The 22,709-nt window shown below is 50.3% G+C and carries 26 protein-coding genes and 1 rRNA gene; 11 read left to right on the forward strand and 16 right to left on the reverse strand.

Going from position 1 to position 22,709, the window contains the following annotated elements; all coding sequences use genetic code 11:
- The 4 genes from EJL04_RS15385 to EJL04_RS15400 all read right to left on the reverse strand — a co-directional run.
- Window positions 1–218, reverse strand: a 16S ribosomal RNA gene (locus tag EJL04_RS15385); the annotation flags it as partial.
- A 133-nt stretch (window positions 219–351) separates the two neighbouring features.
- Window positions 352–540: a hypothetical protein gene (locus EJL04_RS15390; protein ID WP_125105581.1), complete on the reverse strand. Its 189-nt coding sequence runs from the start codon at window positions 538–540 to the stop codon at window positions 352–354.
- 556 nt (window positions 541–1,096) lie between these two features.
- Window positions 1,097–2,269 (reverse strand): MalY/PatB family protein, encoded by a 1,173-nt coding sequence (locus EJL04_RS15395; RefSeq protein ID WP_125105582.1) that lies wholly within the window; start codon window positions 2,267–2,269, stop codon window positions 1,097–1,099.
- 44 nt (window positions 2,270–2,313) lie between these two features.
- The gene (locus tag EJL04_RS15400; protein WP_125105583.1) at window positions 2,314–2,556 is read right to left on the reverse strand and encodes a hypothetical protein; all 243 of its coding nucleotides are present in this window, start codon (window positions 2,554–2,556) and stop codon (window positions 2,314–2,316) included.
- An 86-nt stretch (window positions 2,557–2,642) separates the two neighbouring features.
- On the opposite strand from EJL04_RS15400, the gene EJL04_RS15405 reads away from it, so the two are divergent.
- The 3 genes from EJL04_RS15405 to EJL04_RS15415 all read left to right on the forward strand — a co-directional run bounded on the left by EJL04_RS15405 (window position 2,643) and on the right by EJL04_RS15415 (window position 6,170).
- Window positions 2,643–3,944: an inositol-3-phosphate synthase gene (locus EJL04_RS15405; RefSeq protein WP_021854806.1), complete on the forward strand. Its 1,302-nt coding sequence runs from the start codon at window positions 2,643–2,645 to the stop codon at window positions 3,942–3,944.
- 106 nt (window positions 3,945–4,050) lie between these two features.
- A complete protein-coding gene (locus tag EJL04_RS15410) occupies window positions 4,051–4,974 on the forward strand; it encodes a hypothetical protein (protein WP_125105584.1) in 924 nt (307 codons plus the stop codon).
- Complete coding sequence (locus tag EJL04_RS15415; RefSeq protein ID WP_021854808.1) at window positions 4,971–6,170, forward strand: GH25 family lysozyme; 1,200 nt, start codon at window positions 4,971–4,973, stop codon at window positions 6,168–6,170. The genes EJL04_RS15410 and EJL04_RS15415 overlap by 4 nt, the downstream gene beginning before the upstream one ends.
- A 273-nt stretch (window positions 6,171–6,443) precedes the next feature.
- Here the strand turns inward: EJL04_RS15415 and EJL04_RS15420 are convergent, their stop codons facing one another.
- The 11 genes from EJL04_RS15420 to rpmH form a co-directional block, all read right to left on the reverse strand.
- Window positions 6,444–6,854 carry a DUF5024 domain-containing protein gene (locus EJL04_RS15420; RefSeq protein WP_125105585.1) on the reverse strand — a complete coding sequence of 137 codons (411 nt, stop codon included), beginning with the start codon at window positions 6,852–6,854 and terminating at the stop codon, window positions 6,444–6,446.
- 13 nt (window positions 6,855–6,867) lie between these two features.
- Entirely contained in the window at window positions 6,868–7,380 is a 513-nt protein-coding gene (locus EJL04_RS15425) for a hypothetical protein (RefSeq protein WP_053398429.1), read from the reverse strand.
- A 23-nt stretch (window positions 7,381–7,403) separates the two neighbouring features.
- Window positions 7,404–7,877 (reverse strand): RNA polymerase sigma factor, encoded by a 474-nt coding sequence (locus EJL04_RS15430; protein ID WP_125105586.1) that lies wholly within the window; start codon window positions 7,875–7,877, stop codon window positions 7,404–7,406.
- Between the two features lie 62 nt (window positions 7,878–7,939).
- Window positions 7,940–8,902 (reverse strand): GIN domain-containing protein, encoded by a 963-nt coding sequence (locus EJL04_RS15435; protein WP_164511801.1) that lies wholly within the window; start codon window positions 8,900–8,902, stop codon window positions 7,940–7,942.
- A 161-nt stretch (window positions 8,903–9,063) separates the two neighbouring features.
- Window positions 9,064–10,029, reverse strand: coding sequence for a GIN domain-containing protein (locus EJL04_RS15440; RefSeq protein WP_164511802.1), 966 nt, complete (start codon window positions 10,027–10,029; stop codon window positions 9,064–9,066).
- Window positions 10,030–10,405: 376 nt separating this feature from the next.
- Window positions 10,406–11,098, reverse strand: a complete 693-nt coding sequence (locus tag EJL04_RS15445) for a NigD1/NigD2 family lipoprotein (RefSeq protein ID WP_125105589.1) — start codon at window positions 11,096–11,098, stop codon at window positions 10,406–10,408.
- Window positions 11,095–12,249, reverse strand: a complete 1,155-nt coding sequence (locus EJL04_RS15450) for a 1-acyl-sn-glycerol-3-phosphate acyltransferase (RefSeq protein ID WP_125105590.1) — start codon at window positions 12,247–12,249, stop codon at window positions 11,095–11,097. The genes EJL04_RS15445 and EJL04_RS15450 overlap by 4 nt, the downstream gene beginning before the upstream one ends.
- A 93-nt stretch (window positions 12,250–12,342) precedes the next feature.
- A complete protein-coding gene (locus EJL04_RS15455) occupies window positions 12,343–13,359 on the reverse strand; it encodes a D-alanine--D-alanine ligase (protein WP_021854816.1) in 1,017 nt (338 codons plus the stop codon).
- Between the two features lie 9 nt (window positions 13,360–13,368).
- Window positions 13,369–14,418, reverse strand: coding sequence for an RluA family pseudouridine synthase (locus EJL04_RS15460; RefSeq protein WP_021854817.1), 1,050 nt, complete (start codon window positions 14,416–14,418; stop codon window positions 13,369–13,371).
- Window positions 14,419–14,481: 63 nt separating this feature from the next.
- Window positions 14,482–15,195 carry a PASTA domain-containing protein gene (locus EJL04_RS15465; protein WP_021854818.1) on the reverse strand — a complete coding sequence of 238 codons (714 nt, stop codon included), beginning with the start codon at window positions 15,193–15,195 and terminating at the stop codon, window positions 14,482–14,484.
- A gap of 104 nt (window positions 15,196–15,299) precedes the next feature.
- Entirely contained in the window at window positions 15,300–15,455 is a 156-nt protein-coding gene (rpmH, locus tag EJL04_RS15470) for a 50S ribosomal protein L34 (protein ID WP_021854819.1), read from the reverse strand.
- 260 nt (window positions 15,456–15,715) lie between these two features.
- Here rpmH and efp point away from each other — a divergent pair, with 260 nt between their 5' ends.
- The 8 genes from efp to EJL04_RS15510 all read left to right on the forward strand — a co-directional run bounded on the left by efp (window position 15,716) and on the right by EJL04_RS15510 (window position 21,297).
- Complete coding sequence (efp, locus tag EJL04_RS15475) at window positions 15,716–16,282, forward strand: elongation factor P (protein ID WP_053398423.1); 567 nt, start codon at window positions 15,716–15,718, stop codon at window positions 16,280–16,282.
- A 174-nt stretch (window positions 16,283–16,456) separates the two neighbouring features.
- Window positions 16,457–17,494, forward strand: coding sequence for a glycosyltransferase (locus tag EJL04_RS15480; protein ID WP_021854821.1), 1,038 nt, complete (start codon window positions 16,457–16,459; stop codon window positions 17,492–17,494).
- A gap of 205 nt (window positions 17,495–17,699) precedes the next feature.
- Window positions 17,700–18,068, forward strand: a complete 369-nt coding sequence (locus tag EJL04_RS15485) for a four helix bundle protein (protein ID WP_021854822.1) — start codon at window positions 17,700–17,702, stop codon at window positions 18,066–18,068.
- Between the two features lie 162 nt (window positions 18,069–18,230).
- On the forward strand, window positions 18,231–18,923 hold the full coding sequence (gene radC / locus EJL04_RS15490; protein ID WP_021854823.1) for a RadC family protein: 693 nt from the start codon (window positions 18,231–18,233) through the stop codon (window positions 18,921–18,923).
- A gap of 160 nt (window positions 18,924–19,083) precedes the next feature.
- A complete protein-coding gene (locus EJL04_RS15495; protein WP_125105591.1) occupies window positions 19,084–19,329 on the forward strand; it encodes a hypothetical protein in 246 nt (81 codons plus the stop codon).
- Complete coding sequence (locus tag EJL04_RS15500) at window positions 19,326–19,898, forward strand: hypothetical protein (protein WP_021854824.1); 573 nt, start codon at window positions 19,326–19,328, stop codon at window positions 19,896–19,898. Before EJL04_RS15495 ends, EJL04_RS15500 begins: the two co-directional genes overlap by 4 nt.
- 278 nt (window positions 19,899–20,176) lie before the next feature.
- The gene (locus EJL04_RS15505; protein ID WP_021854825.1) at window positions 20,177–20,497 is read left to right on the forward strand and encodes a metal-sulfur cluster assembly factor; all 321 of its coding nucleotides are present in this window, start codon (window positions 20,177–20,179) and stop codon (window positions 20,495–20,497) included.
- Between the two features lie 32 nt (window positions 20,498–20,529).
- On the forward strand, window positions 20,530–21,297 hold the full coding sequence (locus tag EJL04_RS15510; protein ID WP_125105592.1) for a UDP-2,3-diacylglucosamine diphosphatase: 768 nt from the start codon (window positions 20,530–20,532) through the stop codon (window positions 21,295–21,297).
- 181 nt (window positions 21,298–21,478) lie between these two features.
- Here the strand turns inward: EJL04_RS15510 and EJL04_RS15515 are convergent, their stop codons facing one another.
- A complete protein-coding gene (locus EJL04_RS15515; protein ID WP_021854827.1) occupies window positions 21,479–22,672 on the reverse strand; it encodes an acetate/propionate family kinase in 1,194 nt (397 codons plus the stop codon).
- Window positions 22,673–22,709 lie beyond the last annotated feature (37 nt).

The raw sequence follows: 22,709 nt of genomic DNA on the forward strand, positions 1-22,709 counted from the left end.
CCTTTAGTCCTAATTAGATGCCCGCAAAGGACCACATACGGCATTAATCCGCCTTTCGACGGGCTGTGCCGTGGTAACAGGCAGGTTGGATACGCGTTACTCACCCGTGCGCCGGTCGCCATCAAAGTCAGCAAGCTGACTTCATGCTGCCCCGCGACTTGCATGTGTTAAGCCTGTAGCTAGCGTTCATCCTGAGCCAGGATCAAACTCTCCACTGTAAAATTTCTTTATAATGTGACACAGGCACGAAGGCCCTGTCAGTTAGTCTGTCGCTCAGAACGCCATCCGGTAGTATTTGACCGCGTATACATATTATATATATCACGGCAGAAATTGAACGGTTTTCATTCTTTACCCTCCCTGCAGATCATATCCGCAGGATGTTTCTTGTACTACTCTTGTCTCTGTATATTTCAGTATCTCAAAGATCTCTTTCTTCAGTGCCCAGGGAGCGTCAGCTCTCAAAAGCGGATGCAAAAGTACGGGGTTTTCACCAAACCGCCAAATGTTTTCTGAAAAAAGTTTTAATTTTAGATTCATTTTAACATCCGTTTACATATTAAGTGTGATTCTTACGCCATTCACATTATTATATTTTACAAAAGAAATAAGCTGACTTATGACACAGGAACGGGAAATAAGACCGGCAAAGATGGATGAAAATTATACGCTAATGGCAAAAACCAAAGACCGATGGCAGAATTTAAAGGCGTTTGAATTCCAAAGGAAGAAAACTGCCAGTCGGTTACGGGAAGGCCTGTCATGGAGCAGATATATTCATGAACGGCAGGATAAATGCAAGGCTGTGCGGCAAGCCATACGGGCAGCCAGCAACGCCATAAAACGCTGACAGAATGGACGTTATAGGCTTTTAAAGCCGGCTATACGCCCGACACAAAACATATATATCATCCAGCCGTCTGCAAAAGGGCACCTTTTAGGGGACAAAAGCATACCTTTTACACGCTAAAAGGATATCAAACGGAACGCAAAAGCATACCTTTTGAAAAAGGAAAGAAAAGCTGCCCTTTCTGAAACTTACGCAAACAGGAAAAAGAAACGCCAAAAGTCCATGAACATATACAAAAAGAGCGCATCATTTAACGATGCGCTCTACATAATGTAACAGGCGGTTAAGTCCGTCAACAAGCGTTGCTCTCGGGCAAGCTATGTTTATGCGGACAAACGGCCGGTCGGTTTCTCCATAAATATCTCCGCCGTTAAGCCACAGCTTTTCGCCGTCCTTCAGTTCGCTGATAATGTCTGAAGACGTGCGGCCAAGCGCCGTGCAGTCTACCCAAACGAGATAAGTGCCCTCAAGCCGAAGCACCTTAAGCATAGGCATATGGGCAGCAAAGAAGTCGCAAAGGTAATCATAATTAGACTTGATATACGGCAAAAGCTCGTCGAGCCAGCCTTCGCTCTCATTATATGCAGCCTGAAGAGCCACCACGCCAAATGGACCGACATCGCACACCTCGTTGATATTTATCGCGCGGTCGATCTTCTTACGGACAGTGTCATCGGCGGCTATGATGTTGGCTATCTGCAGTCCGGCAATGTTAAACGTCTTGGTCGGGGCCGTACATGTGGCCGAATTTGCAAGAAACTCGTCAGACAGCGATGCAAAAGGCGTATACTTATAACCCGGCATCACTATGTCGCAATGTATCTCGTCGGCAATAACGAACACTCCGTGGCGCAGACATATTTCGCCCATGCGGCGCAGTTCGTCGGGCGTCCACACTCTTCCTGCCGGATTATGAGGGTTGCAAAGCAAGAAAGCCTTTACCGAAGGATCAGCCACGCGGCGCTCAAAGTCTTCAAAATCAACAGAATACGTTCCGTTGGAATAAACCAGCTTGTTCTCCTCTATTATGCATCCGTTGTTACGGATAGACGAGAAGAAGCAGTTGTAGACAGGCGTCTGAACCAGCACTTTGTCGCCCGGCACGGTAACGGCCTTGATGACAGCCGACACTGCCGGCACCACTCCCGTAGTGTAAATTATCCATTCGGGACGGAAAGTCCAGCCATGGCGGCGGGCAAACCAACCAACTACTGCCGCATAATAAGATTGAGGCACATACTCATAACCGAACACACCATGCGCGGCACGGCGCTGCAGCGCCTCGATTATGGCAGGAGCCGTGCGGAAGTCCATATCCGCCACCCACATCGGCAGCATGCCGTCGACATCTGTCTCGTCCCATTTAACACAGTCGCTCCCTCTTCGGTCGACTATCTCGTCAAAATTAAATTTAGCCATAACATATAATATAATAAGGTGTAAACTATGCAGGGGCTCCATTGTCAGACGCCCGGAACGGGCCACTGACACCCCTTGCGGCATGACACCGACGCCGCCTGGATGGCAGCACAAACAGCCGGTGCCCCAAGAAAGGCATGCCATAAACGGCAAAGCCTTTTGTAAGCATTGTTCAATGCCGCCACAAAATTACAAAAGAAAAACCAAACCGCATATACCTTTTTTACGGCATAATAAGGCAAAATCAACAAAAAGTATACAAAAATATATAAAAACCAATAAATCATAAAAAGTTTTTATTACATTTGCACAATTTAAACGAAAGGAACTGATTATAAAAAACAATAATAAAAATTTTTAAAAAGAAACAGAAATGGCAAACGTAAAACCTGCAGAAGGTAAACTGGGTATTTTAGTGGTCGGTTGTGGAGCCGTTTCCACAACATTCATGACCGGTGTTTTGATGGCCCGCAAAGGACTTGCAAAGCCTGTAGGCTCAATGACACAGTATGACAAAATACGCGTCGGAAAAGGCGAAAACAAGAAATATCTCGCATACGGAGACATCGTTCCGCTTACTAACCTCAACGACATCGTATTCGGTACATGGGACGTTTATCCCCAAAACGCATATCAGGCAGCAATGTATGCCGAGGTGCTCAAGGAGAAAGACATCAACCCCGTGCGTGAAGAGCTTGAGCAGATAGTTCCGATGAAGGCTGCCTTCGACAAGAACTATGCCAAAAGACTCGACGGCGACAACGTGAAAGACGCTGCCACACGCTGGGAAATGGTTGAACAGCTGCGCGAGGACATACGCTCGTTCAAGGAGAAAAACGGCTGCGCAAGAATCGTTGTTATCTGGGCTGCATCTACCGAAATCTACGTACCTGTATATGAGCCGGTACACGGCACGCTCGCCGCTCTTGAAAAAGCAATGAAGGAAGACGACCGCGAGCACATCGCACCGTCTATGTGCTATGCCTACGCCGCACTCGCAGAGGGCGCTCCCTTCATAATGGGTGCTCCTAACACAACTGTGGACATACCTGCAATGTGGGAAATGGCCGAGAAGACCAAGATGCCTATCGCCGGCAAGGACTTCAAGACAGGACAGACACTGGTTAAGAGCGGATTTGCTCCTATCATCGGTACACGCTGCCTCGGAATGAGCGGTTGGTTCTCAACCAACATCCTCGGCAACCGCGACGGTCTTGTGCTCGACGAGCCCGAGAACTTCCGCACAAAGGAGGTGAGCAAGCTGTCTACACTCGAAACAATACTCAAAGCCGACAAACAGCCTGACCTGTATGGCGACATCTACCACAAGGTGCGCATCAACTACTATCCTCCACGCAACGACAACAAGGAAGGATGGGACAACATCGACATCTTCGGATGGATGGGCTACCCGATGCAGATAAAGATAAACTTCCTCTGCCGCGACTCTATCCTTGCAGCTCCGCTGCTGCTCGACCTCTGTCTGCTCAGCGACCTGGCAGCAAGAGCCGGACGCTACGGCATACAGCGCTTCCTCAGCTTCTACCTGAAGAGTCCTATGCACGACTATACAAAGGGCGAAGAGGCCGTAAACGACCTGTTCAAGCAGTACACAATGCTGAAGAATGCAATCCGCGAGATGGGAGGCTACGAGGCTGATGAAGAAATCGACTAACAGAAAGCGAACATCACGTATAATCTTACAATCGCTGCCGGCAGTGCCGGTGGCGATTGTAGTTGTTATATACGTCATGTCATTAATGCCGCGCTCAACAAAAAAAATGGAACGCGGGGCTGCGCTGATTGAGCACAAGTCTTACTACGAACTCACAGTTTCGGGCAAGCCCGTGGCACGGTTCGACGCGCTGACAGACAGCTGCATGTCTGACAACATCATGCTTTCGGCCGACTCGTCGGTAACCAAGCGTAGCATAATCAACGGCTGCTGGGTGAACAAGTATGCCTTCATGCCGTCGTGTCACGGCATGATTCTGACAACCGACCCAGACAGCATGGCCTACAAGACACTGGCAGCAGCAAACAAGAACATCGGAAACGTGATAAAGAACACGGCCGAAAGACTTGAAAGTGCTATAAAATCGCTAAGCAAAAAGGACGAGGAACTGAGATACTATCTGAGCGTCCACAACGTAAACGACGACGGATACAACACGATGGCCTATCTTGACGGACGACTGAAACAGCAGAAAGAACAGGCCGAAAAAGCCCTGGAAATCATCAGGAAAGCCCAAACGGGCAAAAATGCAGCCATAAGACTGGTGAGCAAATACACCCTGCTGCATAAAGACACGGCAGGACACACCGTAAGAATAGCCTGCAACACGATAACTCCTGCAAGCGAAAAGCCATTCAGAATAATACAGACATCAGACAAGCAAACGCCCGACAATGTATCGCCGACGTATCTTCATCAGTGGTTTACGCCTGCGACAGATGCAGAAAGAGGCATCATCGTGGCATCATATCCGGGCTGCATGCTAAGCCGCTATGACGTCAATGGGGCAAAGGCGACCACATTCAGCGGCAAGGCAACGGGCAAAAGCCGCCACGACATTCCGCCGATGCTGGCTCCAGACGGGGCTGCCATATATACGTCAGACGGCCGCATGATGGGCATAAGCTATAACGGAAGAATAACAGGCACGGGAAACTTCGGCCTAGCACTTAAAAACTTGCAGCCATGAAGAAACTTATTTATATAGCTGCAACCGCAGCAATGCTGCTCATGTCGGCATGCTCGGTAAAGACTCCCGAGGGCACGGGCGTCGTGAAGAACGGCGACTACTGCTACCGCGGAGAACTTTCGGGCGGCAAATACAACGGCTATGGCGTGCTGACATTTAAGGACAGCATAGTCTACAGCGGACAATGGAAAGACGGAAAGCGCGACGGACTGGGCCAGACCACCGACTCGCTGGGACGCACAGTGACGAGTATGTGGAGAGCCGACTCGCTTGTCAGAGGCATCAGAAACGACTCGGCAGGCACCTACATCGGCGAGTTTAACGGCAAACTGGTGGAAGAAGGCCACGGCATATACTTCGGCAAGGACGGCAGTTTCTACAACGGCAACTGGAAAGACGGACTCTACAGCGGCTTCGGATGCTCCATGAGCGCTGCCGGAAAAGCCCGTACAGGCGAATGGAAGGCAGGAAAATTCCGCGGCGAGCGCCTGACCTACACGGCCGAAAGGATTTACGGCATTGACATATCGCGCTACCAGCACGGCAAGGGACGCAAGAAATATCCCATTCACTGGAACAAAGTGCGCATAACACACCTTGGGAAAATAAGCCGCAAGAAAGTGAGCGGAACCGTAGACTACCCCGTGTCGTTCGTATACATAAAGTCGACCGAAGGCACGAGCGTGCGCAATCCATACTATCTGTCCGACTATCAGCAGGCTCGGAAGTACGGCATACACTGCGGCGCCTACCACTTCTTCTCGCACACTTCGCAGGCATCGAAGCAGGCATACTTCTTCCTGAAGCACTCGCGCTTCAGCAAAGGCGACTTCCCGCCGGTGCTCGACGTAGAGCCAACGCCGTCGCAGGTAAAGGCCATGGGCGGTCCGGCAGCCATGTTCAGCCGCATACGCACGTGGCTAAACATCGTAAGACAGCGCACGGGAGTGAAGCCCATACTGTATGTCAGCCAGCAGTTTGTGAACCAATATCTGCCCGAAGCGCCCGACCTCATGCGTGACTACATGGTGTGGATAGCGCGCTACGGCGAATATAAGCCCGAAGTGAGACTGGTGTTCTGGCAGCTGTGCCCCGACGGAAGGGTTAGCGGAATAACCGGTGAAGTGGACATCAACGTGTTCAACGGATACCGCGACCAGTTTAACCAATTTCTTATTAACGAAAGAATAAAGTAAACTTGTGAAGCGGCGGCATGGAGATTCCTGCAGAAGAAGCCGAAAGACAAACGCCAGACCGGCTCCGAGAGCATAATATGTCATGGCCATAAGATGCATCAACGACATAAACAGCTCCTGGAGCCGGTCATAAAGAAATCAGAATCTCTGGTCGAGAGTAAGACTAATCAGACTGTAACAAAAGCATAATAAGCATGCCACGCCGGCATGCCTGCCGCAAGACAGCGGCCAAAGAAACATATTCGCCCGCAGCCATTGGCCACGGGCGTTTTTTTATTTATATCTTATTATTATCGTAACCTTTGCGTGTCCGTAACTGCCGGCATGCGCACCGAAGCTGTAAGGCGAGTCGCATTTAAGCATATAGACACGGTTCTGACGCGGACGGCTTGTGGTAAGAATCATCGTGAGGCCCTTGCTGTCGCGCTTTTCCGTGAAGTCGCCGTTGGACGATTCAGCCTTGAACGCATCAATGAGGGCCTTTACACCCTTGTCATAAAGCTCGAGCACCTTAACCACCTTCTGCACCCTGCGTGTGCGCGGATCGCGCTCCACTGCCGACGTAAACCTGCTCTGCCCTATCGCCGAATAGCGCTCCACCTGCCTGTCGATGCTGTTCTGGGCCATGGCGGCAAGCAGCGTGCCTAAGGTAAAAAACAATATTAGAATCAGTCTGCGTATCATGGTTACATTATTTTTAATCGTTCAACATCTCGCTTATGCGCCTGCGCTCTGACGGGTCGTCAATGCTGTTGAGCACCTCCTGCTCCGCATTATCCGCAACATTTGCCGAACTGATGCGGCGCTCTATTCGTCCGGCATCGTCGAGAGCCTTCTCTATGTCGTCCTTTATCTCGCTGAGGTCGTCTATGCGGTGGCCGTTCTCTATGACATAACTGCCGCCGTAGAGCCTTGCCAGATGCCTGTCTTCACGATAGCCGGCATAAGCCACCACGGCAGACACCACTATAAGCGCCACGGCCGCCGCGGCTGCCACACGCATAAGCACGCGGCGCAACTTCAGACGGCGGGGCTCTCCGGCCTGCATAGAGGCAAAGCCGGCAAACACTTCGCGATAGCCTTGAAGACGGGCGGGCACGCTGCGGCGGGCAAAAAACTCGTACAGCCGCTGCTCCTCCCTGAGCGTCGTCTCTCCGTCGAAGAATTTTCCGATAAGCCTTTCTATCTCTTTTATCTTACGTTCGTTCATATCCGTAGTTATGTATAAAGTCGTTACATATTATGCAAATACTGCTCTTTCACGGCCATTCGGGCCCTGCTCAGTGCCTTGCGCACCGCAGCTTCGGTTCCGCCCGTAAGCCTTGCTATGTCGGCCATCGACATGCCGTCGATATGGCGCAGGCGCAATATAATCTGCTGCGCAGGCGGCAGCGTGCCCACTATGGCCATCATGCGTTCTATCCGCTCGATATCGGCCGAGGCATTACTGAGGTCGGGCACGTCGGTAGTGTCTATGCTCAGCGTGTAATGATGACGTCGCAGATAGTCGATGCAGAGGTTATGCACCAGCACACGGGCCAGCGGAGCCATGGGACTGTGCAGCTCGGCACACATTGCCCAAAGCTTCAGCATGGCGTCCTGCACGAGGTCTTCGGCACAGTCGGTGCCACCGAGCCATCGCGCGGCCATTGCCGTAAGTGCTGGTCTGAGGCTTAGGGCCTCTTTTTCGAATTCGTCTGCTGTCATCTAAACACTATTTTTGCTCAAACATTGCATCTGCCGGCATTGCCGGACATGCAGTCGCCATGTCAGTCGAAGTTGTTAAGCCGGCTCGTGTCTACCCTCGAAACACCTTTACCGTATATATCTGTCTTGTCGGCCGTGCCCGAAAGTGTTATACTCCCTTCACCGTTGACACAGGCACTGACACTGCGACAGTCGACGCCCATATTAATCTTAGCCTCACCATTGCATTCTACGCTAATAATGTCGCCATTGAACTTGCCGTCTATTTGCCCGGAGCCGGATATATTGAAGTCAGCATTTTTGGCCTTAATATCAACTTTACAATTATCAATAGCAGTAGAATTCCAATATATATTACGTGCGTCAATGCCACCGCTGATATCAACCGAACCGTTGTTGTTTAAATTCATATCATATGAGGCCTTCAAATCAGACTTGCTTTTGTATTCAGCGTAATTAATCATCGCAAACTTGTCTACTTCAAATATGCCGTTATTTGTCATGAATCCATTATTAATAATTGAATATGAGTCAGCCTTCAATTTATCAATAAACAAATCCATATTACCATTGTTGCATACAGCAAGGATGTGTGTCTTCAAACTTTTTGCATAAAAAGTTAAAAAGCCAGAAGTATGAAGCTGGTCAATATTCGGAGCTGTAATATACAAATTACATGATGAAGAGTTAAAGCTGTTAATACAAGTATCCTTCGAAAATCCTACGACAAGTATCCCGCCATGTACGTCAAAGCTCAAGCCCTTCCACACACTCTCACGACCTTCAAACACGACCTTATATTCAGAACCTTGCGTATAGTACACCTGAGCATAACTTGCCACGTTTATTCCATGGAAATTTTTCAGCGGCAAGGTCTTCTTTATAATTCCGGAATCAGAATTTTTAAAGTTGTCATGCAGCTTAACACCGGTATTTTCCACTGCCATATTCTTGTTTGAACAGCCGCAGGCGATGAGCGGAATTGAGGCAATAAATGCCAAGAACAAATATAACTTAAACTTCATAATAATCAGGTTTTTAATGTTTCTATTCTGACATATGTACGCAAAACTATGCCGTTTGTGACATGAAACAACAAACTTTTTCTGTCTTTCCTGCCGCATGAGCAGGCTATACGCTGCGCATACCGGCATCTGCCGGCATTGCCGGACATGCAGTCGCCATGTCATTCAAAGTTGTTCAGCCGGCTCGTGTCTATCCTCGAAATGCCGCTGCCGCCTATATCTATCTTGTCGGCCGTGCCCGAAAGCGCTATGTTTCCGTTGCCGTTTACGCTGGCGGTTACGCTAAGGCAGTCGACATCCATATTAACTTTTGCCGCGCCGTTGCATTTTATGCTCATCACGTCGCCCTTGAACTTTCCGTTAATTTTCCCTGAACCGTCAATATAGAAATCAACATTTTTGGCATTAATGCCAATTTCGCACTTGTCAGCACCATAGCATCTCCAATACAGATTGCGCGCCTCGATGTCGCCACTGATACTGTTAGAGCCGTTGTTGCTTACGCTCATATCGCCTGAAACCTTCATCTGCGCGCTGCTGTTGTAGGCTCCGCTGTTGCTCAAGTCGAACGAGCCGGCGTCTATAACTCCGTTGTTTGTCAGCGCGCCGCTGTTTGACATGCGGCACGAGCCGGTTTTAAGCTGGTTAACATACAGCCTGAGTGCACCGCTGTTGCTTACGGTCAGACTGCCGGTCTTCAGAGTTTTTGCCCTGAACGAGAACGAGCCGCTGCATGCTATGCGGTCGATGCGCGGAGCCGTGATATAAAGTTTGCAGTTGAGCGAGCCGATGTCTTTCCAGTTGTTTTTCTTCGAGAAGCCAACAACAAGTATTCCGTCAGATACCTTGAAGCTCAGATTATTAAAGTCGCAGCTGCGCCCTTCGAACTCCACCTTATATTCAGAGCCTTGCGTATAGTACACCTGGGCAGCGCTCACAACGTTTATCCCGTGGAAGTTTTTCAGCGACAGGGTCTTTCTTACGGTCTTTGAATCATGGTTTGAGAACAGGCCTGACCACACGGTGCCGGCATCTTCGTATGATACATTCTTGTTGGAACATCCGCCGGAAATGAACGGCATTACGGCCAATATTGCCGAAAACAGATATAACTTAAACTTCATCATAATCTTATTTTTAATGTTTCTTCTGTTATCAGTACGCAGAACGTTGCCGTTTGTGACATGAAAAACTAACTTTTTTTCATGCCGGCATGAATTAATTTGCATCCGTCCATGATGCGCCTTGCAACGGGGCGTGCAACAGCCTGACTGTCAACGCGTTGCAAAAGACCGTCTTTCAGCCTGCAAAAGGGCACCTTTTAGACGGCAAAAGGCCACCTTTCGGAATCCAAAAGGTGGCCTTTCGTAAAACTTGATGCCATATGCCCGGCGTAAGAGCCGTGCCGCAGGCAGCTGATACCGGCAAGCGGCTGCATGCCTGTGGGCGCTTTAGCGTGTTTATTGAGATGTTTCTTTATGTCGTAGCTATGCCTGTCGCCGGTTAAAAACCAAAGGTCTTGACAACCTGACCGCCGTAAGTGGCAATGCTGACCTGCACCTCGTCGCCTGCCGACAGCTCTATGGGGATATACTCCATGGGGATGCTCATGTAGAGCTTGGCCGAATAGTATTCGGGCACTGATGCCTGGTCGTGATACAGCGTGAGGCGCACAAGGCGCGTGCCGTCGGTGCGCGTGTCAATGCCGTCGCATGCCATGCCCACCGTCTGCTGGCCGTACTCGCCGTCAACGGTGCCGGTCTTCACGCTCAGGTCGAGGTTGATGTATTTGCCGTTGTGGCTTTTCCATGCACTCTCGAACACCACGGGGTCGGTCTTCATGCCTCCCTTTATGTCGGCGGTTGCCGTAACCGCAGGCGTAAGCACCTGCGTCGCGCCCACCGGCTCGGCCACATACTGCCCGTTGCCGTCCTTCACCTTATTATAATATATAAGCGAACGGTAAGCCGTGTCGGGCTTTTCTGCCCAGTCGAGCTTCACGCTCCGCGTAAGCCAAAGCCTCTCGTCGCGGTCGGTTACGATGCTCACCACCTTTGCCGACGCGTCGGTCTCGGCCTCAACAAAGTCGGCCACCATATACGACAGACTGCCGTCGCCCGTGTCATAGCTGTCGCTGCTGCACGCCATGAGCAGTGCAACGAGCGGCATCAGCATAAAAAAACGTCTTATTCTCACTCTGAAGCCTTTATAAAGTTCCTGGCCGGATTGGCATACATCGTGAGCATCCGCTCGCGCAGATATGCCTCGTCCTTGTTCTCAATATTTATTTTGGCCATCTGTCCGTCAAGATATTTCTCAAAGGCAGCCCTGTCCTCGTCTGTATATTTGTCGGCATGAGCCGTGCCGCCGTCGAGCATGTCGAGCGCCACATAGTTGAGCGGATAGAGCCTGTAGTTGCGGTGTATCTCGTGGTCGATGTGTGCCGCAATGACGTCAAACACCTCCGTCTTGGGCATTTCGGGGTCGAGCGTGTCGAGCCATTCGTCGATGCACGGCGCACAATGATAATGCACGCGGCCCTTGTTGCCTGTTATTCCGGTCTGCATGCTCACCACATCGTCCTGTGCCGACTTCTTCCAGCCTGCAATGTCGCGTTTAAGCTGAAACTCCTGAGCCTTCAGGAAGTCGCATGGGTCGAGCTCATACGATATTGCCATCGGCACAATGTGCAGCCTCTTCAGCTTTTCCACCACGCTGCCCTTGCCTCCGCCCATGGCCATCATCTTCAGTATGGCCGGCTGCGTGCGGTCGTCAGAGTCCTTGGCGCGGCCTTCGCGCTGTGCAATCCAGATGTTGTCGTGCTTCTGCTCCATCACAAAGTACATATAGTCAGACATCACCTTGCTTGCGGCAAGCGTCTCGCGGGGCGACAGTCCGCGCTTCACGATGAACGACTTTACCACCCTTACCAGGTCTTTCACCCACGGCAGCGACAGCAGGTTGTCGCCTATGGCTATCTCGCAGGTGGTCTTGAATCCGTTGTCGATAAGTCCCTTGCCGAGGAAGGCAGGGTCGATCACTATGTCGCGGTGGTTGCTCACAAAAGTGTAACGCCTGTCGACGCTTATGCACGAAATGTCCATAGAGAAGCCCTTCGTGAACGAATCGACAAGCTTCTGCAAGAAAGCATAGCAAAAATTCAACTGGAACTCAAAATTAGTCTTGCACGAGTACATCTTCTTCTCGATCATCTCAAACGGCACTCCGGGCAAAACAAACTCAATAACCTTCCTGAACTGCGGATTGGCCAGCAGCCTTTCATAAGCCTGAGGAAGCTCTTCCGGCTCAAAAGGCCGTATCTCGTCAAACTCAACAGGAACTTTCATAGTACGAAAAAATTTTATTGTTATTCTGTAAAACGGTTAAAAGAGCCTTCAATCCCGGCTCTCTTAACCGTATATTTAAAAAGTTTCAGAATTTTATCTGAACTGGTTTTCCACGATGTCTGTCAGCACATCCGTCATGTTAAGGCCGGCAGCCTTAACCTGCTGCGGAATAAAGCTGGTGGCTGTCATGCCCGGAGTGGTGTTGATCTCTATCATGTTCACCTTGTCAACCTCCTGTCCGTCGCTGCCCTTTCCGCGGCTGATGATGTAGTCGATGCGGATTATACCGTTGCAGTGGAGTATGTCATAAATCTGGCTTGTAATCTCGTTTACGCGCTTTGTGGTCTCCTCACTGAGGCGTGCCGGCGTAATCTCCTGCACCTGTCCGTTGTACTTGGCGTCGTAATCGAAGAACTCGCGCTGCGTAACCACCTCTGTTGCAGGCAGCACCACGGTCTTGTCGTGAGTCTTGTAGCAGCCTATCGATATCTCTGTTCCTTCCATGTAACGTTCCACCATCACATCCTCGCTCTCAAGCATGGCCTTGCGTATGGCCGGAGCAAGCTGGTCTTTGTTCTTCACCTTCGACACTCCGAAACTGCTGCCGTCGGCCGCAGGCTTAACGAAGCAAGGCATGCCGATGCGCTCCTCTATCTCGTCGTCGCTTACAATCTCCTCATATCCCTTGCGTATCAGCAGGCTGTCGGCCACTCTTACGCCGTAGCCGCGCAGATACTGGTTAAGCACAAACTTGTTGAAAGTGAGCGCCTCAACAAGCACGCTGCTTGTTGAATAAGGCACATGCACAAGCTCAAAATATCCCTGCATGATGCCGTTCTCGCCCGGTGTGCCGTGTATGGTGATATAAGCATAGTCAAACTGCACCAGTTTACCATTCTCCATGAATGAGAAATCGTTGCGGTCAATGCGGGCTGTTGTGCCGTCAGGAAGGTTGACATGCCAGTCAAGGCTTCTCACAACAACAATATACACATTGTAACGCTCCTTGTCAAAAAAAGAGTAAAGGCCCTGTGCAGAGCGCAATGAAACCTCATACTCTGAGGAATCTCCACCGCACACGATGGCAATAGTTCTCTTTAAATTCTTCATACAATATTTTTATTTAAATTCATTTCCGTTTATATAAGTCCTCCAACGCCCTATCAGCTGCTCCATGTCGGCAGGAAGCTGCGAGGTGAAGTCGAGCTGCTTGCCGGTCTTCGGATGCACGAAGCCGAGCGTGCGTGCATGAAGAGCCTGGCGCGGACATATCTTCAGGCAATTCTCTATAAACTGCTTGTAGCTGCCGCTGCGGTTTCCGCGCAGTATGACGGTGCCTCCGTAGCGCTCATCACCGAAGAGCGGATGGCCGATATGCCGCATATGGGCACGTATCTGATGGGTGCGGCCGGTCTCAAGGATACACTCAACCAGAGTGACATAGCCGAAGCGCTCTATCACGCGGTAGTGGGTTACGGCATGCTTGCCTATGCCCGAGTCGGGCGAGAACACCGCCATACGGAGCCTGTCCTTAGGATCGCGGCCGATGTTGCCCTCAATGCGCCCTTCATCTTCGGTGAAGTTGCCCCACACCATGGCGTTGTAGCTGCGGTGTGTAGTCTTGTTGAAGAACTGTGCGCCGAGCTTTGTCTTTGCGTCCGGCGTCTTGGCAATGACCAAAAGGCCGCTTGTGTCCTTGTCTATACGGTGAACGAGGCCCACTTCTGGGTCGTTGGGGTTATACGAAGGCAGGTCGCGCAGATGCCATGCTATGGCATTGACCAGTGTGCCGTGATAGTTGCCGCAGCCCGGATGGACAACAAGTCCGGCAGGCTTGTTTATCACTATCAGCTCCGAATCTTCATAGACCACATCCAGCGGAATGTCCTCGGGCTCTATTGTGTTGTCATACTGAGGGCGGTCGAGCATCAGGGTTATGACGTCGAGCGGGCGAACCTTATAGTTGCTCTTCACCGGAACGTCGTTGACATGCACGAATCCTGCGTCAGCCGCACGCTGAATGCGGTTGCGGCTTGTGTGCTGCAGCTTCTCGAACATGTACTTGTCGATGCGCAGGGGCATCTGTCCCTTGTCCACGACTATGCGCAGATGCTCATACAGCTGTTGCTGCTCGTCGTCCTCAAGTTCCTCTATATAATTGTCTGTCATATAAATATCTCATTTTACAGAAGGCCTGCGGCATCATAACCCGCACGGCCATGGCAGCCATCATCATTCCGGACCGGTGACCACCTCAAACTCGTCGACATCGCCTCCCTGCGTCTGCACGCCCTGAACCGACGGGTCTGCCATGTCGTGATGCATGGTAGAGTCGGCACTGCCGTCATAATAGAAATCTGGATCAGCGTATATTATCGAGTCGTTCATGTCGCGCATGCCGTCTCCCACCTGAAGCACGAGCACGTCGTTTACCGACACTTTCTGTCCGTTGCGCAGGCTCTTGCCCTTCGACTTCAGCCCGTACACCCAGTCTTTCTCGCCCGGGATAAACTCCGTCGGGCCGACCTTGAAGCCCATTGCCATCAGCTTGGCGCGCGCCTCGCGGTAAGAACAGTTGTCGATGATGTCGGGTACGGTCAGCATCGGCGAGCTCGAAGAGTTGATGACGACATAAACCACACGGCCAGACTTAACTTCCCTTCCTGCCTCGGGCGACTGTTCAAGGATACAGTCGGGCGGAAGCGTCTTGACGTATCCGGTGTCGCTGACAACAATCTGCAGGCCTCTGTCGTTGAGGATATGCTCGGCATCGGCAAAGAGCTTATGCCTCACGTCCGGTATCTTTATCTTCTCGCCATGATGGGTGTATATGTCGATGCCCATCTTCACGCCCCAGCACAGCAGGACAACGACCAGGAACATTGCAAGGAAGTTGGCCCAAAGCCTTAAACTAAAGATTTTTCCGAAGAAATCTTTTGTCTTCATCTATGTCGTAGGTTTTTCTGCAAAGGTATAAAAAAAAGAGAAAGAAGCAAAGATATTACTTTACTTCTTTCTCATTTCCCGTTTAATTTCTTTGGAACATTTGGTTATTTACCATGGTTCTCGTCAGAAACTGTAAGCTTTTTACGCCCTTTTGCACGACGTGCTGCAAGCACGCGACGGCCGTTCTTTGTAGCCATTCTCTCACGGAAACCGTGCTTGTTCACTCTCTTTCTGTTGTGCGGCTGAAATGTTCTTTTCATCTTATTTAATTATTTATTGTTTATTTTATTCCTCGCTTTGGGCTGCAAAAGTACACATTTCTTTTTAAATAACCAAGAATTAAGCGTTTTTTAGGTCAAACTTTTATGTTTTTTTCTAAAAAAATCGTAACTTTGCGCCCTGAAAGCCAAACATTTACAACATAATGATGCTTTGGCACGGGGCAAAAGCCCGCAGCAAGAGACGAGGCGCCCGCCCGTCAGCAGTCAGGAATCAACAATAAATTCATATATTACGAACAATGATTAACTCACAGGAAATTAAAAAAGGAACATGCATCCGCATGGACAATCAGGTATGGATTTGCATCGACTTCCAGCACGTTAAGCCAGGTAAGGGTAACACCGTTATGCGTACAAAACTGAAGAACGTGACCGACGGCCGCGTTCTGGAGCGCACATTCCAGGTTGGCTTCAAGCTCGAAGACGTAAGAATTGAGCACCGTCCGTATCAGTATCTTTATGAGGATACAACAGGTCTTATCTTCATGAACCAGGAAACTTTCGAGCAGATTCCTATCGCCAAGGACGCTATCATCGGCGTTGACTTCATGAAGGAGAGCGACATCGTTGAGGTTGTAACCGACACTACAGACGGAACTATCCTCTATGCCGAAATGCCTGTAAAGACAAACTTGCGCGTAACACACAGCGAGCCGGGCATCAAGGGCGACACAGCTACCAATGCCACAAAGCCGGCTACACTCGAAACCGGTGTTGAGGTGAGAGTGCCGCTGTTCATCAACGAAGGCGACCTCATCCAGGTTGACACACGCGACGGAAGCTATCTGAACCGTGTAAAGGAATAAGCATGCTCAACCTGACGTTGAGAACATAAACAAACAAGGAGCCAGGGCTTCGGCACGGCGACCGCTGACACATCGCGATGCGGTTTCCTTACCGAAGGCTTGGCTCCTTCTCTTTTATAATCCTCCATGCAGAGGAGGTGCAAACATAAAGTAACCGTTAACCTTACAGGACAAATGAAATATTCTTTTATCATACCGGTGTTCAACCGCCCGGAGGAAGTTGACGAACTGCTGAAGAGCCTTACGGCACAGACCGTGAAGGACTTTGAGGTGATTATTGTTGAAGACGGCAGCACACGCACATGCAAGAGCGTATGCGAGGGATACAGCGGAGCGCTCGACATTCAGTATTTTATGAAGAAGAACAGCGGACCGGGACAGAGCCGCAACTATGGAGCGGAGCGCTCTAAAGGAGAATATCTCATTGTGCTCGACTCTGACGTGGTGCTGCCCGAGGGCTATCTCGCGGCAGTAGACGCCGAACTGGCCAAGACCGGAGCCGACGCCTTCGGCGGTCCTGACCGCGCGCACGACTCGTTCACCGACACGCAGAAGGCCATAAGCTACTCCATGACAAGCTTTTTCACCACCGGAGGCATAAGGGGCGGAAAGAAGAAGCTCGACAAGTTTTATCCACGCTCGTACAACATGGGCATACGCCGCAGCGTATATCTGAAGCTGGGAGGATTCTCAAAGATGCGCTTCGGCGAGGACATCGACTTCAGCATACGCATATTCAAGGCAGGCTGCAACTGCCGCCTGTTCCCCGACGCATGGGTTTGGCACAAGCGCCGCACCGACTTCCGCAAGTTCTACCGGCAGGTGTTCAACAGCGGAATAGCGCGAATCAACCTTTACAAGAAGTATCCCGAATCGCTCAAGATAGTGCACATGCTGCCTACGGTGTTCACCGTAGGCGTGACGGCCCTGGTGCTGACATCTGCCGTGGGGCGTGTGCTGATGGAATACGACAGCATAGACAAGTGGTATTGGCTGTGCGCCGGGCCCTGGCTTCCGATACTTCTCTACTGCCTGCTGATACTCATCGACTCGTCAATAAGCAACCGCAGCTTTAAGGTAGGACTGCTCAGCATCCCGGCATCGTTCATCCAGCTGTTCGGCTACGGATGCGGATTCATCACTGCATGGTGGAAGCGCTGCGTGCTGAAGCACGACGAGTTTCATGCATTCGACAAAAACTTTTATAAGTGAGAATGGAGAATTGAGAATGGATAATTATGATTACCTTTGAAAGGTATAATTTTGATATAGTCTGATTATTCATTCTCAATTCTTCAATTAAAGCAATCTGCTGACAGCAATCTGCTGCATATTTAATTCATGCAATCGGCATACGCTTCATTCTTTTTACCTTTACAACCTTATTCTTTACCTTTATAACCTTAAAACAACACTAATGCTACAACGGAAAGAAAACATAATATTAACCAAGACCGAGGCCTTTTCTGCACGTATAGTCAATATGTACAGATACCTTGTCGAGGTGAAACACGAACACATTATAGCAAATCAGATACTTAGAAGCGGCACAAGCATCGGAGCCAATACAGCTGAAAGCAGAAACGCACAAAGCAAAATTGACTTTATACATAAGCTGAGCATTGCGCTAAAAGAAGCCGACGAAACGGAATATTGGCTGAAAATGCTTAACAGCGGCCATTATATTACGGACAGGCAACTGCAATCTATGATGAACGACAACGAGGAAATTATACGCATACTCACCAAAATTATAAAAACATCAAAAAGCAGTTTAGTGCCATAAGCAGAGATATTTACGTGCCCTGCTATTACCCCATTTCTACATTTTGTAACAATCTAACTTGTTTTGTACACGTCCAATCTGCAAACAAAGCAACACAATAATAATCAAAAAGGCAAATCATAATTTTCCATTCTCAACTCTCAATTCTCAATTTAGAACAATATGTCAAAACTAAGCATAAACCAATGGGCCGAGGACGACCGGCCACGCGAAAAGATGATGCGGCTCGGGGCACAGGCGCTGTCGAACGCCGAACTGCTGGCTATACTAATAGGCTCGGGCTCGCCCGAAGAAAGTGCGGTAGACCTCATGAAGAGAGTGCTCAACGACTGCAACAACAACCTTAACTCTCTCGGCAAGATGAGCATCGACCAGCTAACCTCCGGCAACTACAAGGGCCTGGGACCGGCCAAAGCCGTAACCATACTGGCAGCCTGCGAGCTGGGCAAGCGCCGGCAGGCCGAGAAGGCTGAAGAGCGCAAGCGGCTCGACTCGGCAGCTGCAATCTACGAGTTTATGCACCCAAAGATGCAGGACCTGAGCGAAGAGGAGGCATGGATCTTGCTGATGAACCAAAACTGCAAGCTGATAAAAGACATGCAGCTGTCGCACGGCGGCATAACCGAGACGGCGGTGGACATACGCGTGGTGATAAAGAACGCACTGCTGTGCAACGCCACCATCGTGGTGCTCTGCCACAACCATCCGAGCAACAACCCCATGCCGAGCGGCGACGACGACAGACTGACGCAGCGCATGAAGAAGGCGTGCGAGATAATGCGCCTGCACTTTCTCGACCATCTGATAATCACCGACGGACGATATTACAGCTATTCGGAGGAGGGACGGCTGTAAGGAAAACGCCTCCCTGCAAAGGCAAAGCGCACAACCGCGCAACAGCCTGACATCCAACACGTTACAAAAGGCCATCTTTTAGCTTCTAAAAGGTGGCCTTTTAGCGTGCAATATGTGGCCTTTCGGAAGGCGAAAGGCGGTCTTTTAGAAATCAGTCTCAATGGCAATACCATACAACAGCCAATATCGCCACAATCAAAGTCTATGCAACGCCGGTGAAAGGCAGCAGAAAAAGGCCGGCAGAAAAGCATTGACGACGGCAGAGGATGACAGAGTTTTCAGTGTAGAAAATATATTTTTACAAGTTTTAACCACGCCCCCATGCAAGTTTTCTGTCGCCGTAACATTTACAATTACGAGTACTCACAAACAAAATAACGTAAAATTAAAAACAAAAAAGCAATGAAATCTTTGAAATTAATATTTGGATTTATCATGGGCTTATGCCTCACAGCAACAATGACATCTTGCGACGACGATGAAGACAACGGCGTAAGCGTACCACAGGAAGTACTCAGCGCAATGCCCGGCACATATGTAAACAGCATGGAATACGGCGAAGCTACAGCCGACTCGGCAATGACCGTAACTCTCGGAACAGCCGACATGCAGTTCAACCTGCCCGTAAGCAACATCATAAAGGACGTTGTAGCAGCAGAAAACCTCGAGCAGGCGCTCAACACATACAAGGCCGACACATGCAGCGTAAGCTACAGAATAAGCGGATATGCCAACAACATTGTAAGCATGACAGCCGACAGCTGCATCTGCAACTTTGAATACCAGGCCGGCGAGAACACCGTGAAGGCTACTGCCGACGTGGCCGTTACGACTGCATCATACAACGGGGAGGACAACAAGCTGACGCTGACACTCAACATCAAGAACGTGAAAATCGACGGAAAACAAGTTGAGGACTACACAGCAACAACTGTCACTCTGCCTGCAACCGAAAAACAGCAAGACAATCAATAATTACTACAACTGAATCCGCCCGGACGCCTTCTGCCATACGCTTGCGTCCGGGCTTCTTTTTGCGCAAAGTCCAATCTCAGCCAACACCACTCCGCTGCACAGGCAGGGCAACAGCCGTGGTACAACAGAACGCCGCACGGCACAAAAAAACGGCATAAATTTTGTAATACGCTTTTTTTCACCTATCTTTGTATTGCCCTATTATGCAACAGGCACACAGGCACGGCACAAGCAGCGGCCTGCACACAGATGATGCAACTAATCATAACATAAGAATCATGACTCAAGAAGAAAAAACAGCTATAGAAGAGAGAATAGTAGATGTGCTCAAGACTGTATACGACCCGGAAATACCCGTAAACATATACGACCTCGGACTGATTTACAAGATTGACGTGAAAGACGACGCCACCGTGGACATCGACATGACCTTCACCGCGCCCACATGTCCGGCGGCAGACTTCATCCTCGAGGACGTAAGGCAGAAGGTAGACAGCCTCGACGGCGTAAAGTCGGCCACGGTGAACCTCGTGTTCGAGCCCGCATGGGACCAGAGCATGCTCAGCGAGGAGGCACGCCTCGAGCTGGGATTCGAATAACAGCATATCTTAAATACTAAAACATCTGCACCATGAGAAAGAATGTCTACATACTGTCCGACGCACACCTGGGCTCGCTGGCCATAGCTCACGGCCGCACGCAGGAGCGCAGGCTGGTGCGGTTTCTTGACGAAATAAAGAACAAGGCCGCGGCAATATACCTGCTGGGCGACATGTTCGACTTCTGGTACGAATACAAATATGCCGTGCCCAAGGGATATACGCGCTTCCTGGGCAAGCTCTCCGAGCTGACCGACATGGGCGTCGAGGTGCACTTCTTCACCGGCAACCACGACATCTGGATGTACGGCTATCTCGAAGAAGAGTGCGGCGTAATCATACACACCAAGCCAACGACCGTAGACATATACGACAAGGTGTTCCACATGGCACACGGCGACGGCCTTGGCGACCACGACCCTAAGTTCAACTTCATACGCCGCGTGTTCCACAACCGCGTCTGCCAGCGCATGTTCAGCGCGCTGCATCCGCGCTGGGGCATCTGGTTCGGACTGACATGGGCCAAGCACAGCCGCATGAAGCGTGCCGACGGAAAGGAGCCGCCCTATCAGGGTGAGGACAAGGAAGCCTTGGTAAAATACACCAAGAAGTATATGAAGACCCATCCGGACATCGACTATTTCATCTACGGACACCGTCACATAGAGCTCGACCTCATGCTGTCGCGCAAGACGCGGATGATGATTATAGGCGACTGGATATGGCAGTTCACATACGTTGTGTTCGACGGCGAACATCTGTTCCTCGAAGAATATGCCGAGGGCGAGAGCAAGCCATAAGCCTTCAGCAGCCCCTACGGCACGACAACGGCGGCATACTGCACAGCATCAGGCCGCAACAACAGCGACAACACGCACGGGGCGCAAGCCTCAACAAATAAAAAAAGGTGAGAAAGACGGCGTCATGACATATCAGACGCACATGCTTTCTCACCTTTATTATATGCTATCCGTGTAAAGATTACAGCAGATTCATTGTGTCTGTTGCAATCATCAGCTCCTCGTCGGTAGGAATTACGCATACCGTAACCTTAGAGTCGGGAGTAGAGATGATGGCTTCCTCACCGCGGATGGTCTTGTTCTTCTCAACGTCGAGCTTAACACCCATGTACTCCATGTTCTTGCATACATCCTCACGCATAGAAGCCTGGTTCTCGCCAACGCCTGCGGTGAACACGATGATGTCGCATCCGCCCATGGCAGCAGCATAGGCTCCAACGTATTTCTTTATTCTGTAGCTGTACATGTCGAGAGCCAGCTTGGCACGCTCGTTGCCCTCATCGTTGGCAGACTCTATCTCACGCATGTCTGAAGAGATGCCTGTTATGCCGAGCACACCGCTCTTCTTGTTGAGCAGATTTGACATTCCGTCAGCGTCGAGACCGAGTTTCTTCTCGAGGAATGTGATGGCACCGCCGTCGATATCACCGCTTCGTGTGCCCATCATGAGGCCTTCGAGCGGTGTGAGACCCATTGATGTGTCAACACATTTGCCTCCATCAACGGCAGCTATACTGCCTCCGTTGCCTATGTGGCAGGTGATGACCTTCTTGTCGGCAGGATTTACGCCCAGGAAGTCGCACACTCTCTTTGACACATAGCGGTGGCTTGTTCCGTGGAATCCGTAGCGGCGCACGCCATATTTCTCGTAAAGCTCATACGGTATGGCGTAGAGATATGAGTGTGCGGGCATTGTCTGATGGAAGGCTGTATCGAACACGCCTACCTGAGGCAGACCGGGCATAAGCTCGCTGACGGCCTTAACACCCTTGAGGTTGGCCGGATTGTGCAGCGGAGCCAGGTCGATGCACTCTTCAAAAGTCTTGAGCACCTCGTCGGTAAGCACCACGCTCTTGTTGAACTTCTCGCCTCCGTGCACCATACGATGGCCAACGGCGTCGATTTCATTGAGGTCTTTAATAACGCCGATTTCAGGATCGGTGAGCAGTGAGAAGATGAACTTCACTCCCTCTGTATGTTCGGGAATGTCGTGCATTACAGTTTTTTTCTCTCCGTTAGGCAGCTTCACTTTAACGAAAGCGCCGTCGAGACCAACGCGCTCTGCACCGCCTGATGTCATGACAGACTTGTCGTCCATGTTGTAAAGTGCATACTTGATAGACGAGCTGCCGCAGTTTAATACTAAAATTTTCATGGTTATAAGTTGTTTATCGGGAGTTAAAGTAGTTATA

The sequence above is a fragment of the Prevotella marseillensis genome (assembly GCF_900625065.1).
Taxonomy (GTDB): domain Bacteria; phylum Bacteroidota; class Bacteroidia; order Bacteroidales; family Bacteroidaceae; genus Prevotella; species Prevotella rara.

Excerpts from the sequence above, each read along its gene's own strand:
- EJL04_RS15390 (WP_125105581.1), bottom strand. The coding sequence starts at position 540 with ATGAATCTAAAATTAAAACTTTTTTCAGAAAACATTTGGCGGTTTGGT.
- EJL04_RS15495 (WP_125105591.1), top strand. The coding sequence starts at position 19,084 with ATGGCAATACCATACAACAGCCAATATCGCCACAATCAAAGTCTATGC.
- radC (WP_021854823.1), top strand. The coding sequence starts at position 18,231 with ATGTCAAAACTAAGCATAAACCAATGGGCCGAGGACGACCGGCCACGC.
- EJL04_RS15505 (WP_021854825.1), top strand. The coding sequence starts at position 20,177 with ATGACTCAAGAAGAAAAAACAGCTATAGAAGAGAGAATAGTAGATGTG.
- EJL04_RS15400 (WP_125105583.1), bottom strand. The coding sequence starts at position 2,556 with ATGATTTATTGGTTTTTATATATTTTTGTATACTTTTTGTTGATTTTG.
- EJL04_RS15450 (WP_125105590.1), bottom strand. The coding sequence starts at position 12,249 with ATGAAAGTTCCTGTTGAGTTTGACGAGATACGGCCTTTTGAGCCGGAA.
- EJL04_RS15420 (WP_125105585.1), bottom strand. The coding sequence starts at position 6,854 with ATGATACGCAGACTGATTCTAATATTGTTTTTTACCTTAGGCACGCTG.
- EJL04_RS15510 (WP_125105592.1), top strand. The coding sequence starts at position 20,530 with ATGAGAAAGAATGTCTACATACTGTCCGACGCACACCTGGGCTCGCTG.
- EJL04_RS15515 (WP_021854827.1), bottom strand. The coding sequence starts at position 22,672 with ATGAAAATTTTAGTATTAAACTGCGGCAGCTCGTCTATCAAGTATGCA.
- EJL04_RS15435 (WP_164511801.1), bottom strand. The coding sequence starts at position 8,902 with ATGAAGTTTAAGTTATATTTGTTCTTGGCATTTATTGCCTCAATTCCG.
- efp (WP_053398423.1), top strand. The coding sequence starts at position 15,716 with ATGATTAACTCACAGGAAATTAAAAAAGGAACATGCATCCGCATGGAC.
- rpmH (WP_021854819.1), bottom strand. The coding sequence starts at position 15,455 with ATGAAAAGAACATTTCAGCCGCACAACAGAAAGAGAGTGAACAAGCAC.
- EJL04_RS15455 (WP_021854816.1), bottom strand. The coding sequence starts at position 13,359 with ATGAAGAATTTAAAGAGAACTATTGCCATCGTGTGCGGTGGAGATTCC.
- EJL04_RS15410 (WP_125105584.1), top strand. The coding sequence starts at position 4,051 with ATGGAACGCGGGGCTGCGCTGATTGAGCACAAGTCTTACTACGAACTC.
- EJL04_RS15460 (WP_021854817.1), bottom strand. The coding sequence starts at position 14,418 with ATGACAGACAATTATATAGAGGAACTTGAGGACGACGAGCAGCAACAG.
- EJL04_RS15405 (WP_021854806.1), top strand. The coding sequence starts at position 2,643 with ATGGCAAACGTAAAACCTGCAGAAGGTAAACTGGGTATTTTAGTGGTC.
- EJL04_RS15430 (WP_125105586.1), bottom strand. The coding sequence starts at position 7,877 with ATGACAGCAGACGAATTCGAAAAAGAGGCCCTAAGCCTCAGACCAGCA.
- EJL04_RS15440 (WP_164511802.1), bottom strand. The coding sequence starts at position 10,029 with ATGATGAAGTTTAAGTTATATCTGTTTTCGGCAATATTGGCCGTAATG.
- EJL04_RS15465 (WP_021854818.1), bottom strand. The coding sequence starts at position 15,195 with ATGAAGACAAAAGATTTCTTCGGAAAAATCTTTAGTTTAAGGCTTTGG.
- EJL04_RS15480 (WP_021854821.1), top strand. The coding sequence starts at position 16,457 with ATGAAATATTCTTTTATCATACCGGTGTTCAACCGCCCGGAGGAAGTT.
- EJL04_RS15485 (WP_021854822.1), top strand. The coding sequence starts at position 17,700 with ATGCTACAACGGAAAGAAAACATAATATTAACCAAGACCGAGGCCTTT.
- EJL04_RS15395 (WP_125105582.1), bottom strand. The coding sequence starts at position 2,269 with ATGGCTAAATTTAATTTTGACGAGATAGTCGACCGAAGAGGGAGCGAC.
- EJL04_RS15500 (WP_021854824.1), top strand. The coding sequence starts at position 19,326 with ATGAAATCTTTGAAATTAATATTTGGATTTATCATGGGCTTATGCCTC.
- EJL04_RS15415 (WP_021854808.1), top strand. The coding sequence starts at position 4,971 with ATGAAGAAACTTATTTATATAGCTGCAACCGCAGCAATGCTGCTCATG.
- EJL04_RS15425 (WP_053398429.1), bottom strand. The coding sequence starts at position 7,380 with ATGAACGAACGTAAGATAAAAGAGATAGAAAGGCTTATCGGAAAATTC.